Origin of the sequence: Kitasatospora sp. NPDC057512 (genome assembly GCF_042802135.1) — a bacterium.
Classification (GTDB): Bacteria; Actinomycetota; Actinomycetes; order Streptomycetales; family Streptomycetaceae; genus Kitasatospora.
This window is the reverse complement of record NZ_JBHVET010000183.1, coordinates 1-12316: the sequence shown is the minus strand read 5'-3', so window position 1 is coordinate 12316 and position 12316 is coordinate 1. Positions and strand designations below refer to the sequence as shown.

The 12316-nt window shown below is 76.3% G+C and carries 12 protein-coding genes; 3 read left to right on the top strand and 9 right to left on the bottom strand.

Annotation, left to right across the window (positions count from 1 at the left end):
* The 3 genes from ACFU6K_RS14945 to ACFU6K_RS14935 form a co-directional block, all read right to left on the bottom strand.
* Window positions 1-990, bottom strand: a 990-nt coding sequence (locus ACFU6K_RS14945) for a glycosyltransferase family 4 protein (protein ID WP_380663212.1), incomplete at its 3' end; no start/stop codon positions are given.
* Window positions 991-1155: 165 nt separating this feature from the next.
* The gene (gene recN, locus ACFU6K_RS14940; protein WP_380663214.1) at window positions 1156-2889 is read right to left on the bottom strand and encodes a DNA repair protein RecN; all 1734 of its coding nucleotides are present in this window, start codon (window positions 2887-2889) and stop codon (window positions 1156-1158) included.
* An 88-nt stretch (window positions 2890-2977) separates the two neighbouring features.
* A complete protein-coding gene (locus tag ACFU6K_RS14935; protein WP_380663211.1) occupies window positions 2978-3676 on the bottom strand; it encodes a YitT family protein in 699 nt (232 codons plus the stop codon).
* A 132-nt stretch (window positions 3677-3808) separates the two neighbouring features.
* Between ACFU6K_RS14935 and ACFU6K_RS14930 the strand changes: the two genes are divergently transcribed.
* Window positions 3809-5308, top strand: coding sequence for a PLP-dependent aminotransferase family protein (locus ACFU6K_RS14930; RefSeq protein WP_380663209.1), 1500 nt, complete (start codon window positions 3809-3811; stop codon window positions 5306-5308).
* A gap of 54 nt (window positions 5309-5362) precedes the next feature.
* Here the strand turns inward: ACFU6K_RS14930 and ACFU6K_RS14925 are convergent, their stop codons facing one another.
* The 4 genes from ACFU6K_RS14925 to ACFU6K_RS14910 all read right to left on the bottom strand — a co-directional run bounded on the left by ACFU6K_RS14925 (window position 5363) and on the right by ACFU6K_RS14910 (window position 8305).
* Window positions 5363-6268 (bottom strand): NAD kinase, encoded by a 906-nt coding sequence (locus ACFU6K_RS14925; protein ID WP_380663207.1) that lies wholly within the window; start codon window positions 6266-6268, stop codon window positions 5363-5365.
* A gap of 92 nt (window positions 6269-6360) precedes the next feature.
* The gene (locus ACFU6K_RS14920) at window positions 6361-7167 is read right to left on the bottom strand and encodes a TlyA family RNA methyltransferase (protein WP_074004683.1); all 807 of its coding nucleotides are present in this window, start codon (window positions 7165-7167) and stop codon (window positions 6361-6363) included.
* 36 nt (window positions 7168-7203) lie between these two features.
* Window positions 7204-7446, bottom strand: a complete 243-nt coding sequence (locus ACFU6K_RS14915; RefSeq protein ID WP_380663205.1) for a hypothetical protein — start codon at window positions 7444-7446, stop codon at window positions 7204-7206.
* A complete protein-coding gene (locus ACFU6K_RS14910) occupies window positions 7430-8305 on the bottom strand; it encodes a hypothetical protein (protein ID WP_380663204.1) in 876 nt (291 codons plus the stop codon). Before ACFU6K_RS14910 ends, ACFU6K_RS14915 begins: the two co-directional genes overlap by 17 nt.
* A 179-nt stretch (window positions 8306-8484) precedes the next feature.
* Here ACFU6K_RS14910 and ACFU6K_RS14905 point away from each other — a divergent pair, with 179 nt between their 5' ends.
* Window positions 8485-8832, top strand: a complete 348-nt coding sequence (locus tag ACFU6K_RS14905) for an SCP2 sterol-binding domain-containing protein (protein WP_049654726.1) — start codon at window positions 8485-8487, stop codon at window positions 8830-8832.
* Between the two features lie 36 nt (window positions 8833-8868).
* Here ACFU6K_RS14905 and ACFU6K_RS14900 read toward each other — a convergent pair whose 3' ends face one another.
* Complete coding sequence (locus ACFU6K_RS14900; RefSeq protein WP_049654729.1) at window positions 8869-9906, bottom strand: HAD-IIA family hydrolase; 1038 nt, start codon at window positions 9904-9906, stop codon at window positions 8869-8871.
* Window positions 9907-10041: 135 nt separating this feature from the next.
* Window positions 10042-10752: a tetratricopeptide repeat protein gene (locus tag ACFU6K_RS14895; protein WP_380663201.1), complete on the bottom strand. Its 711-nt coding sequence runs from the start codon at window positions 10750-10752 to the stop codon at window positions 10042-10044.
* 92 nt (window positions 10753-10844) lie between these two features.
* On the opposite strand from ACFU6K_RS14895, the gene ACFU6K_RS14890 reads away from it, so the two are divergent.
* A complete protein-coding gene (locus tag ACFU6K_RS14890) occupies window positions 10845-12215 on the top strand; it encodes a DUF1015 family protein (RefSeq protein ID WP_380663199.1) in 1371 nt (456 codons plus the stop codon).
* The last annotated feature ends 101 nt before the right edge of the window (window positions 12216-12316 follow it).

Below are 12316 nucleotides of genomic sequence, written 5' to 3'. Positions count from 1 at the left end.
GTCCCCGACCAGTTCGGGGATGCCGCCGACGGCGGTGGCGACCACCGGCACGCCGGCCCGCATCGCCTCCTGCACCACCAGCGAGCGGGCCTCCCAGCGGCTGGAGACCACCACCACGTCGGCGGCGGCCAGCAGGTCGGGCACGTCCGTGCGGTAGCCGAGCAGCCGTACCGGCAGCTTCTCCGCGGCCGCCCGCTCGCGCAGCGCGCCCGCCTCCGGGCCGTCCCCGGCGAGCAGCACGAGCGGCTGCGGGTCCAGCGCGGACAGCTCCCGGGTGGCGTCCAGCAGCAGCCCGAAGGCCTTCTGCGGGACGAGCCGGCCGACCGCCAGCACCAGCGGACGGCCCGGGCCGTCGCCGAGCAGCGCGGCGCGCGCCTCGGTGCGGCCGAGCAGGCCCTCGGGCATCGGCGGCGCGGCGACCGGGCCCAGCCGGGCGTCGGTGGCGCCCAGTTCGCGGGCCCGGGCGACCAGGTCGGAGGAGGCGCCGAGGACCAGGTCGGCGGCGCGCGCCACCCGGCGCTCCATCAGCCGCTGCAGCCGGCGCTCCATGCCGGTGGCCAGCAGCGCGTGGTGCGAGGTGACCACCAGCGGGGTCTCCGGGCGCAGGCCCGGGAAGCGGCCCGCGGTGCGCAGCGCCAGGTCGGACAGCAGCCCGGCGCGCAGCCCGTGGGCGTGCACCACGTCGGCGCCGGTGAAGGCCCGGCGCAGCTCGCCGATCGCGGTGGCGTCGCTGCGGGCTCCCGCGGTCGGGGTGATGTCGACGGTGTGGAACCTGGCGCCCGTACGGGAGAAGCCGAACAGCGCGTCCGTGCCGGCCGGCGCGCAGACCGTGACGTTCACCCCGTGCGCGACCAGGCCCTGGGCCAGGGAGCGCACGTGCGCACCGATGCCGCCGGTGCTGGCGGCCAGGACGAGTACCACGTGCAGCTGCCCCGGTTCGGGGACGGCCGCGGTGGCCCGGGCGGCGGAATGGTCCACGTCGTCTCGCATCCGACTCGATCAGGTTCGCGCGCCGCTTCGCGAGGATTGCCCGCCCGGCGGCGCTCGGGGCTGGGAAGCCAGTGTCCAGCCGCCACGATGCCAGGTCGGCGGCCCTCTTGGACAGTCGGCGCCACGGGGGCGCGTCACCGACGTCCGGGGGGCCGCCGGCCCCGGCTAGCGGCGGCGCGGGGCCCGGGCCGCGGCCAGCAGTTCCTCGGCGTGCGCGCGGCCCAGTTCCGAGTCCTCCAGGCCGGCCAGCATCCGGGAGAGTTCGCGCACCCGCTCCTCGTCGTTCAGCACCTTGACACCGCTGCGGGTCACGGTGCCGTCGTTGGTCTTCTCCACCACCAGGTGCCGGTCGGCGAACGCGGCGACCTGCGGGAGGTGGGTGACCACCACGACCTGGGCGGACTCGGCCAGCTTGGCCAGCCGGCGGCCGATCTCGACCGCGGCCTTGCCGCCGACACCCGCGTCCACCTCGTCGAACAGGTAGGTGGGGACGGGGTCGGCGCCCGCGAAGACCACCTCGACGGCGAGCATCACGCGCGACAGCTCACCGCCGGAGGCGCCCTTGGCGATCGGGCGCGGCTGGGCGCCGGGGTGCGGGGCGAGCAGCACCTCGACCTCGTCCACGCCGTGCGGCCCGTACGCGACGGTGCGCCCGCCGACCTCGATCCCGGCCAGGTCGTCGACCTGGGCGATCGCGAAGGTCACCCGGGCGTGCGGCATGGCCAGTTCGGCGAGTTCGGCGGAGACCGCGTCGGCGAACCGCCCGGCCGCGGCGTGCCGGGCCCGCGACACCTCGGCGGCCAGCTCGGCCAGCTCGGCCCGCAGCTCGCTCTCCCGGGCGCCGAGCTCGTCGATCCGGTCGTCGTCGCCGTCGAGCTCGGCGAGCCGCACCGCCCCGGCCTCGGCCCAGGCGATCACCTCGGCGAGCGAGTTCTCCTCGCCGCCGTACTTGCGCAGCAGCTGGGCCAGGACGGCCCGGCGGTCCTCGACGGCGGCCAGGCGCACCGGGTCGGCGTCCAGGTCGTCCGCGTAGCCGGCCAGGTCGCCGGCCACGTCGGCGAGCAGGTAGCCGACCTCGTTGAGGCGGTCGGCCAGGGCGGCGAGCCGCTCGTCGTGGTGGCGCACCGCGTCCAGGGCCCGGCGGGACTGGGCGAGCAGGGTGCCCGCGTCCAGCGCCTCCGGGTCGACCGGGTCGCCGGCCAGGGCGGCGTGGGCGAGGGTCGCGGCGGAGGACAGCGCGTCGGCGTGGCCGAGCCGCTCGGCCTCGGCGGCCAGCTCGGCGTCCTCGCCGGCCACCGGCTCGGCGGCGGCGATCTCGTCCAGGCCGAAGCGCAGCAGGTCGGCCTCCTGGGCGCGCTCGCGGGCCCGGGTGGTCAGCTCCTCCAGGGTCGCGGAGACCTCGCGCAGGACGCGGTAGGTCTCCCGGTAGCGGGCCAGCGGCCCGGCCACCGAGGCGCCCGCGTACCGGTCCAGCGCGCCGCGCTGGCGGGCCGGGCGCAGCAGCCGCTGCTGGTCGGTCTGGCCGTGCACGGCGATCAGGTCCTCGCCGAGTTCGGCGAGCAGCCCGACCGGGACGGACCGGCCGCCGACGTGCGCCCGGGAGCGGCCCTCGGCGGAGACGGTCCGGCTGATCAGCAGCGCGCCGTCGTCCAGTTCGGCCCCGGCCTCGATCGCGCGGGCCGCCGCCGGGGAGCCGGGGGGCAGCTCCAGGCGGCCCTCCACGACGGCGCGTCCGGTGCCGTTGCGCACCAGGCCCGGGTCGGCGCGTCCCCCCAGCAGCAGGCCGAGGCTGGTGACGACCATGGTCTTCCCGGCGCCGGTCTCACCGGTCACGGCGGTGAAGCCGGGGGCGAGTTCGACCACCGCGTCGTCGATGACCCCAAGATCCCGTATCCGCATCTCGTCCAACACGGAGACGACCTTACGAGGTTCCGCCCCCGGCGCGCGACGAGCGACAACGGCGCGCGGCAACTCCGTGCCCGGAAGTTCATCCCTTCCGGGCGTCCTCGGCGGGCACCGGAACGGTGCACCAGGGCAGCATGAGCTGCACCAGCGGGCCGATGGCCAGCGCGTACGCGACGGTGCCGGCCCCGGCGGTGCCGCCGAGCAGCAGCCCGGCGGTGAGGACCGTCACCTCGATGCCGGTGCGGATCAGCCGCAGCGAGCGGCCGGTGTGCCGGTGCAGGCCGGTCATCAGGCCGTCGCGCGGGCCGGGGCCGAGCCGGGCGCCGATGTAGAGGCCGCTGGCCAGGCCGTTGAGGGCGATCGCCGCGGCCGTCAGCGCGATCCTGGCGGGCAGGGCGCCGGGGCCGTCGACGACCCGCAGGGTGAGGTCCATGGCCGCGCCGATCACCAGCACGTTGGCGACGGTGCCCAGGCCGGGGCGCTGGCGCAGCGGGATCCACAGCAGCAGGACGAGGGCGCCGCAGATCGTCACCCAGGTGCCGACCGAGAGGCCGACGGTGCGCTGCAGGCCCTGGTGCAGGACGTCCCAGGGGTCGAGGCCGAGGCCGGCGCGGAGCATCAGCGCCATGCTCACGCCATACAGGGCGAGGCCGACGAACAGCTGCGGTATCCGGCGGCCCAGGGCGCGGGTGTCGCCGAACACCCGGCCGGCGAGCTTCCGCCCGGCGGCCGGTACGGGTCTGGTGGGGGTGGCTGATCCTGGTGTGGTCGTGGTGGCCAAGGCCTGCTCCTGCGGTGGTGCTGCACCACCGGGGCGCCCGGTGGTGGCGGCCGGCACGGCCGCCCTGCCATGATGGCCAGTCCAAAGCTGCCCGCTCCAGGGCCAATCCCGAGCAAGTGGACTTATTCAGCCATGGTCGACTGGCACACCACCGTCACCCCGCCCGCGCTCGCGCGGCTGCTCACCACCGCCCGGCTCCCCGAGCCCGCCGCCGCCCGCCGCCCCGCCTACCGCACCCTGGCCGGACAGATCCGGCTGCTGGTCACCGAGGGCCGGCTGCCGGTCGGCGCCCGGCTGCCCGCCGAGCGCGAGCTGGCCACCGCGCTGGCGATGAGCCGCACCACCGTCGCCACCGCGTACGAGACCCTGCGCGGCGACGGCTACCTGCGCAGCCGGCGCGGCGCGGGCAGCTGGACCGCCCTGCCCGAGGGCGCCCCGCCGCCCGGCGAGGCCCTGCACCCCGTCCCGCCGGACGAGCAGGGCCGCATCCTCGACCTCGGCGTCGCCGCCCCGCCCGCCCCCCAGCCCTGGGTCGGCCAGGCCGCCGCCCGGGCCGTCGAGCAGCTGCCGTACTACGCCGCCGGGCACGGCCACTACCCCACCGGCGTCCCGGTGCTGCGCGAGGCCGTCGCCCGCCGCTTCACCGAGCGCGGACTGCCCACCACCCCCGACCAGATCCTGATCACCACCGGCGCGATGGGCGGCCTGCACCTGCTCCAGCGGGCGCTGGTCGGCCGCGGCGACCGGGTCGCCGTCGAGGCGCCCAGCTACGCCCACACCCTGCAGGCGCTCCGGCTGGCCGGCGCGCGCCTGGTCCCGGTGCCGTACGCCTGGACGCCGCGGCCCGCCTGGGACCTCGACGAGTGGCGGCGGGTGCTGCGCGGCGCCGGCCCCCGGGTCGCGTACGTGATCCCGGACTTCCACAACCCGACCGGCGCGCTGATCGACGAGGAGCAGCGCCGCGAGCTGCTGGCCGCCGCCAGGGCCGCCGGGAGCATCGTGCTGGCCGACGAGACCACCGCCGAACTCGGCTGGGGCGTACCGCCGTCCACGCCGCTGCCGCGCCCGACGGCGGCCCTGGACCGCTCCGCCCAGGTGGTCACCGTCGGCTCGGCGGGCAAGCTGCTCTGGGGCGGCCTGCGGATCGGCTGGGTCCGGGCCGCGCCCGCGCTGGTGCGCCGGCTGGCCACCGAGCGGGTCTACAGCGACGTCGGCACCCCGGTGCTGGACCAGCTGATCGCCGCCGAGCTGCTGGGCGATCCGCTGCCCGACGTGCGGGAGCACCAGCTGACCCGGCTGCGGGCCACCGCGCGGGCCTTCGCCGCCGCCCTGCCCGAACGGCTGCCCGGGTGGAGCTTCACCATGCCGTCGGGCGGGCTCTCCCTGTGGGTCTCCACCGACGGCCTGTCCGGCGCGGCACTGGCCCGGGCCGGGGAGCGCAGCGGGGTCCGGATCGCCTCCGGCAACCGCTTCGGCTCGGACGGCGCCTTCGAGCACCACATCCGCCTCCCGGTCACCGTGCCCGCCGCGACCGTCCCCGCCGCCGTCGAACGCCTCGCCGACCTGGCCGCCCACGCGGCGGCCGGCGGACGTCTCGAACCGACGGACGAGGCCCAGCCGCTGGCGGTCTGACGGGGACAAGTCCCTTGGCGCGCAGGAACTTTGGCGCGTTCGTACCGGCCGCGGCTACTGGTGGTCGGCCCGGCCGCGCCAACCCGTCACCGGCAGCGCGAACTTGGCCACCAGCCGGTCGGTGAACGGCGCCCGGTGCAGTCTGGCCAGCCGCACCGGCGTCCGGCCCCGACGGACCTCCACCCGCGCCCCGGCGGGCAGTTCGACCGAACGCCGCCCGTCGCACCAGAGCACCCCGTGCGGGGTCTTGGGCTGCACCTCGACCGCCAGCACCGACTCCGGCGAGGTCACCAGCGGACGGGCGAACAGCGCGTGCGCGGAGATCGGCACCATCAGCAGCGCCTCCACCTCCGGCCACACCACCGGCCCGCCGCCGGAGAACGCGTACGCGGTGGACCCGGTCGGCGTCGCGCACACCACGCCGTCGCAGCCGAAGTTGGAGACCGGGCGGCCGTCCACCTCGGTCACCACCTCCAGCATCCGCTCCCGGGACGCCTTCTCGATCGAGGCCTCGTTCAGCGCCCAGTCCTCGTGCACCACGTCGCCGTTGGTGCGGACGATGACGTCGATCGTCATCCGCTCCTCGACCTCGTAGTCGGCGTCGACCACCCGCTCGACGACCACGGCCAGGTCGTCCCGCTCGGCCTCGGCGAGGAAGCCCACCCGGCCCAGGTTGATCCCGAGCATCGGAAGCCCGTGGGAGCGCGCCAGCTCCGCCCCGCGCAGCAGCGTCCCGTCCCCGCCGGCCACCAGGATCAGCTCGCAGCCGTCCGCCGCCCCGGGGCCCTCGGCCACCTTCTCGACGCCCTCCGGCAGGTCCAGGTCCACCGCCTCGGCTTCCAGCAGTCTGATCCGGAGCCCCACCTTCAGCAGCCCGTGCACCAGGGCCTCGACGCTGCGCAGCGCGGTCTCCCGGCCGGTGTGCGCGATCAGGAAGACCGTACGTTCTTCATCGCTCATGCCGCTGCCCTCTCCCTAACGCCTACCGGGTCGCCCTCGGCCCGGGGCGGCCGCGCCATTCGACATGACGGGCCGGACGCTCGCAAGGCACCCTACCGGGGCCCCTCCGCCACGGCCCGGTCCGCGTCCGCGGGGTCCAGCCGCGGAGCGTCACGGCGCAGCCAGAGGAAGTACTCGACGTTGCCGGACGGCCCCGGCAGGGGGCTCGCGGTTACCGCGCGCACGCCCAGCCCGAGCTCCCACGCCTGCCCCGCGACCTGGCGCACCATCTCGGCGCGCAGCTGCGGGCTGCGCACCACCCCGCCGCTGCCCAGGCGCTCCTTGCCGATCTCGAACTGGGGCTTGACCATCAGCACCAGGTCCGCGTCCTCGGCCGCGCAGGAGGCGAGGGCCGGGAGCACCAGGCCGAGCGAGATGAACGACAGGTCGCCCACCACCAGGTCCACCCGGGTGCCGCCGATCAGCTCCGGCGTCAGCTCGCGCACATTGGTGCGGTCCATCACGGTGACCCGCTCGTCGCTCTGCAGCGACCAGGCGAGCTGCCCGTAGCCGACGTCCACCGCCAGCACGTGCGCGGCCCCGGCCCGCAGCAGCACGTCGGTGAACCCGCCGGTGGAGGCGCCCGCGTCCAGCGCCCGGCGGCCCTCGACGACCAGGCCCTGCGGCACGAAGGCCGCGAACGCGCCGGCGAGCTTGTGGCCGCCGCGCGAGACGTAGTCGGGGTCGTTCTCGTCCTTGGCCACCACGACCGCCGCCGAGGTCTCCACCTGGGTGGCCGGCTTGGTCGCGGTGGCGCCGCCGACCGTCACCCGGCCGGCGGCGATCAGCTCGGACGCGTGCTCACGCGATCGGGCCAGCTTGCGGCGGACCAATTCCGCGTCGAGTCGACGTCGTGCCACTGCCACTGGTGCTTCAGCTCCTACGGATCCTGCGGGTCATTCCTGGTCGAGCGCGGCCAGTGTGTCGACGAGCCGCTGGTGAACATCTTCGTACACCGCGACGTGTGCCTCGGCCGGGACCCCGTCCAGGGCCTCCAGCCGGGCCAGTCCGGCGTCCACGCCGGGGTGGCCGGTGGGGAGCAGCTCGACGCCGAGCGGCTCGGCGGGGAGCACCGCGTCGAGCGGTGCCGGCGGCCCGGCGTGCCGGGCGGACCCGGGCGGTTCACTCGTCTCGGGCATCGGGCTTCTTCGCGTCGTCGGGCTTCTTCGCGTCGTCGGACTTCTTCATGCTGTCGGGCTTCTTCGTGCTGGTGGCCTTGCGGACGGTGGTCCTCCTGGTCACCGCACGCTTCGCGGGCGTCCCGGGCTCGGTTCCCGCCTCGGCCTGCCGGGCGGTGGCGGTCTTCTTGACCGTCGTCGTCCGCTTCGCGGCAGGCTTCTCGGCCGGCGTCTTCTTGGGCCGCGTCGTCTTCGCCTCGGTGGCCTTCTTCGCCGTGCTCTTCCCGGCCGGGGCCTTCCCGACGGTGCTCTCCTCCGCCACGGGCCCCTCCTGCGGGGCCGGGGCGACCGCGGACACCCGCGGAACGGGCGGAACCGGCGGGTCGACCTCGACCGGCTCGTCCACCTCCACCCGCTCGGCGACTATCGGCCCGCCCACCGTCCGGGCGGCCGACCGCTCCTCCTCGGCCTCCCAGCCGCGCCCGAAGAGGTCCCCGGCCCGCGGCGCCGGCACCGGCTCCTCGGCCTCGTACGCCCCCGGCCCGGACGCGGCCGCCGGGGCCTCCTCCTCGACCTCGCGCAGCTTGGTCTCCAGGTACGCCAGCACCACGCCGACCTTGGTCACCTGGTCGCCGACCTTCTCGAAGACCTTCTCCGCCTCGTTGCGCGCCACGCCGACCGCCAGGTCGACCCCGGCGCGCCCGGCGGTGACCGCCTCCCCGGCGAGGGTCTGCAGGGTCTCCACCGACGGCGGGAACTGGCCGCCCAGCCGGCGCTCGACCCCGGCGACGTCGACCCCGGCCTTCTCCAGGATCGAGCTCGCCGTCCCGACGACCAGCCTGCCGACCTCCTCGACCACTCCGGCGGCGGTCTCCACCACTCCCCGAACCGTCCTCGGCAGCATCCGGGTGCCTCCCAATCGCCTCTGGGCGTCGCTCCGTCGCCCTCAGTACCCGGGCGCCGTTCCGGGCACCCCACCGACGACGCTACCGCCAAAACCCGCCTGAGGTACCGTGGCCCGCAGTCAGCACCGTAGCGACCGGGGGAGGGAGCCGGCCCGTGGCGAACGCCGAGGAGTGCCGGGAGGCGCTGGAGCAGCTCAGCCGGAACATGACGAAGTCCACCGGCGACGTCCGCAAGGCCGCGGCCCTCGACCGCTCGCTCAGCTGCCGGATCACCGACCTCGACCTGACCTTCACCGGGCGGCTGCGCGACGGCCGGATCCAGGACGTGGTGGTGGCCCCCGGCGCCCCGGCCGGGAAGGCGGAGATCCGGCTCACCATGAGCAGCGACGACCTGGTCGCGCTGGTCGGCGGGCGGCTCAACTTCGCCTCCGCGTGGGCGAGCGGCCGGGTCAGGCTGGAGGCGGGCTTCCGCGACCTGCTGCGGTTGCGCACCCTGCTCTGATCCCGGCCGCCGTACCCGCCGACCGCCGGACCGTCCTCAGAACCCCAGGTCGGCCAGCGCCTTCCGGCCGTCCACCGGCGCGCCGCCCGCGTCCAGCACCGTCCACGCGGCCGCGCACAGCGCCCGCAGGCCGTCCCAGCGGTCCCCCGCCCCGGACAGCCGCAGCACCCCCGCCTCGACGCCCGCGACCCAGCCGCCGCACCCGAAGCCGCCGTCCACCGGCGTCACCGCCGGGTGCGGGACGAGCAGTCCGCGCAGGTCCGCCGCCAGGTAGGTCGGCCGGTGCTCGACCGGGGCCGCCAGCAGCAGCTCCGGGGTGGTCACCCCGGTGAACACCAGCAGGCTGTCCACCCCGCCGTTGAACGCGCCCTCGATGTCGGTGTCCAGCCGGTCCCCGACCACCAGCGGCCGCTCCGCGCCGGTGCGCAGCACGGTCTCCCGGTGCATCGGGGGCAGCGGCTTGCCCGCCACCTCCGGCTCCACCCCGGTCGCCGCCCGCACGGCCGCCACCAGGGTGCCGTTGCCGGGCGCGATGCCGCGGGCCCTCGGCACCGTCAGGTCCAGGTTGGACGCCACCCAGGGCAGGCCGCTCTGCACCGCGTACGCGGCCTCCGCGAGGTCCGTCCACCCCACCGAGGGGTCGAAGCCCTGGACCACCGCGAGCGGCCCGTCGGCCAGCGAGCGGACCGCGACCAGCCCCAGCTCGGCCAGCGCCTCCTCCAGCCCGAGGCCGCCCACGACCAGCACCTTCGAACCGGCCGGCACCTTCTCGGCGACCAGCCGGGCGGCGGCCTGGGCCGAGTTGATCACGTCGGCCGGCTCGGCCGGGACGCCCAGCTCGGTCAGGTGCTCGGCGACCACCCGCGGCGGGCGGGAGGCGTTGTTGGTCACGTACGCGAGCCGCATCCCGGCCGTCCGGGCCGCGTCCAGGGCGTCCACCGCGTGCTCAATCGCGTGCGCGCCGGCGTAGACCACGCCGTCCAGGTCCAGCAGCGCGGTGTCGTACGCGTCGGTCAGCGGCCGCTCGCTGCCTCCGGGGGCGGTCCGTCGCACGGGGGTGGCCGTCTCGGTCATGGCTGCGCTACCTCATTCACTGCGTCGTCGTTCACTGCGTCGTCCGTGTCGCACGTCCTCGTGCGTCAGGGGGTCCGGTACGGCCTCCGGCCCGGTGCCCGGTACGGCCTCCGGCCGGGTCGCGGCGCCCACCGGTCAGGCGCCACCGTCGGCACCGGCGGTGTCCGCCGTTCCGCCGGCCGGGCCCTCGGCGCCCGCCGGGGGCTCCACGTACCCGGGGGCTCCCGGCAGCAGCGGGCCGTACGCCCCGGCGCGGGCCGCCAGGGTCGCCCTGGTCTGCCGCAACGCCTGCCGGTAGTGGTCGGACTCCGGCCGCATCGCCACGGCCAGCGCCAGGTGCTCGGCGGAGGTCTCGAAGTCGCCCAGCCGGGCCGCCGAGACGCCCCATCCGAACTGAGCGTAGTCGTCCGCCGGATCCGCGAGCGCCACGGCACGGAAGTTCTCCAGCGCCGCCGCGTACGAGCCCGCGTCGAACTGGGCCCGCGCCAGCGCCTCCCGGATGCTGCGCGAGTGCGGCTCGGCCGCCACCGCCCGGGCGAGCAGTTGCTCGGCGGCCGCCGGATGCCCCTGCGCCAGCAGCCGGGCGCCCCGGCGGAACCAGTCGTAGACGTCCCCGGTGGGCTCCCCGGAACGGCTCTGCCGCGGCACGCCGCCGACCTCCGAACCCGCCTCCGAGCCGCCCTCCGAGGCACCCTCCGAACCGACCGGCACCGCGCCGGCCGTCGGACCGTCGCCCGGCGCGCGGCCCGGCGCACCGTCGGCCGGAGCGTCCCCGCGGGTGGCACCGACCGGCCCGCCCGACTCGGCCGGGCCGCCGCCGTCCACCCGTTCCTGCCCGTCGTCCATGCCGTACCTCGCCCTCGGTCGCACACCCGCCCCACAGATCGGCACGGGTATTCCGATCTCTCAACAACGCGTACCCGGTTACGATGCCCAGAATGAGCACACCCAGTGCAGAAGACGGAGTCGAGACTCCCGAGGGCGGCCCCGGCGATCCCGGGCACGTCGCCACCGCCGGCCTGTCCCTGTCCCCCTTCCGCGGCCTGCGCTACGTCCCCGACCGGGTCGGCACCCTGGCCGCCGTGACGTCCCCGCCGTACGACGTCGTGGACCCGGGCCGCCGACTCGACCTGGAGACCGCCGACCCGCACAACGTGGTCCGGCTGATCCTGCCCAGGCCCGAGCCCGAGGACGCCGGCGACCGCCCCGACCGCGACACCCGCTACCGGCACGCCGCCCGGCTGCTGGCCGCCTGGCAGCGCGAGGGCGTCCTGGCCGCCGACCCCGAACCCGCGATCTACGTCTACGAGCAGCGGGTCCCGGCCACCGCCGACTCCCCCGAGCTGCTCCAACGCGGCCTGATCGGCGCCCTCGCGGTGAGCGGCCGGGAGGGTGGCGTGGTGCTCCCGCACGAGGACGTGATGCCGCGGCCGGTCGCCGACCGGGTCGGCCTGATGCGCACCACCCGGGCCAACCTGGAACCGCTGCTGCTCACCTACCGGGGCGACGGGGGCGCCTCCGGCGTGATCGAGCGGACGGTCGAACGCGAGCCGCTGCTCTCCACCGCGACCAGCGACGGCACCCACCACCGCCTCTGGGCGGTCACCGCCCCGGCCGAGATCGCCGAGATCAGCCGCGACCTGGCCACCTGCCGGGCGCTGATCGCCGACGGCCACCACCGCTGGGAGATGTACCTGCGCCTCCAGCGCGAGCACCGCCACCTGCCGCGCAGCCCCTGGGACCGCGGCATGGTGCTCCTGGTGGACACCGCCCGCTACCCGCTGCGGGTCCGTGCCATCCACCGCGTGCTGTACCGGCTGCCGGTGGCCGAGGCGCTGGAGCGGCTCGGCGACCAGTGGAAGGTCAAGGAGGTCCCCGGGCCGCTGCCCGCCGCGCTCCAGGCCCTCGCCGAGCAGAAGCGGCACGGCGGCAACGGCTTCGTCCTGACCGGCGGCGACGGCGTCTACTGGCTGCTCGGCGAGCCCGAGGAGTCCCTGCTCGACGCCACCGTGCCGCACGGCCGGCCCGAGGAGTGGCGCCACCTGGACGCCACCGTCCTGCACGCCACCCTGCTGGACCGCACCTGGCACGTCCCCGACGGCCCGGACCACATCGGCTACCTGCACACCGCCGTGGCCGCCGAACAGGAGGCCGCGCGCACCGGCGGCACCGCCGTCCTGCTGCACCCGGTCCGGGAGTCCGTGGTGCGACGGCTGGCCGAGCAGGGCGTCACCATGCCGCGCAAGTCCACCTCCTTCGGGCCGAAGCCGGCCACCGGGCTGGTGCTGCGCAACCTCGCGCTGGGCTGACACCGCGCGCCGCGCGGGGCCGACACCGCCGCCGGCCCGAACACGGACCGGAACGCCGTGAGGCCCTGCCGTTCCCCGGGAAACTCCGGGAACGGCAGGGC